Annotated in this window: 1 protein-coding gene; it reads right to left on the reverse strand. The window is 32.4% G+C overall.

All coding sequences use genetic code 11. From position 1 onward, the window contains the following. Positions 1 to 5: 5 nt before the first annotated feature. Positions 6 to 737, reverse strand: a 732-nt coding sequence (locus ACSMFO_RS40155; RefSeq protein ID WP_436462538.1) for a GerAB/ArcD/ProY family transporter, incomplete at its 5' end; no start/stop codon positions are given.

Below are 737 nucleotides of genomic sequence, written 5' to 3' on the forward strand. Positions count from 1 at the left end.
TAAGCCTAGAGTTGATGTAGGTTGACATCAGATTTCTTAAGCTTTGCTCTATTTTTGAAGAAAGCTACAGTAAGGAGCAAAAGAGGAAGTATGACTTGAAAATGTATATTTAAAGAAAATGGTAGTATTTTAAGCGCGTCTTGTATAAGTTCTTGATAATTATTTGCTAAGCTTAGAGAATAAAGTAGAAGAACAAGTCCTAAGGGAAAGCATATCTTAGATGGAGATTTAATTTTAAATAAATTTGCTGTACCTATTACAGTAGCGTAGAAAAACACACTTATTTTAAAAAATCCCCCAATAACTGCTGTGAGCATGAAAAACACGTCAAGACGCTCTAAAAAATCAGCCACCTGAATACTTTCTACTGTACTTAGAAGAGGAAACTGTGAGCGAGCAGTAAGACTTACTCCCAATACACTGACATTTATAATCATGGTAATCATTAAATTGATGCCTGTTAATCCAATAGCGCTTAATCCAATTCCTTTTCTCATATTTTTCACGTATGGTAAAATCATCAAGAATACAACCGTTTCTCCAAATGGAAAATATATATTTTGAGTCAGAGCAACTTTTAGAGGAAGCCAAATCCCTTCTTCTAATACAGGTTGTAAATTTGTAAAATCAATTATACCAGCACATACAATAAGAATAAATAAAGAAATAGAAGATAGGTAGAACAAAATAAACATAATTTGACTGGATCTTGCCAAAACTTCGATTCCTTTGCTCAC

Origin of the sequence: Amycolatopsis sp. w19, assembly GCF_051373225.1 — a bacterium.
Taxonomy (GTDB): Bacteria; Actinomycetota; Actinomycetes; order Mycobacteriales; family Pseudonocardiaceae; genus Amycolatopsis; species Amycolatopsis japonica.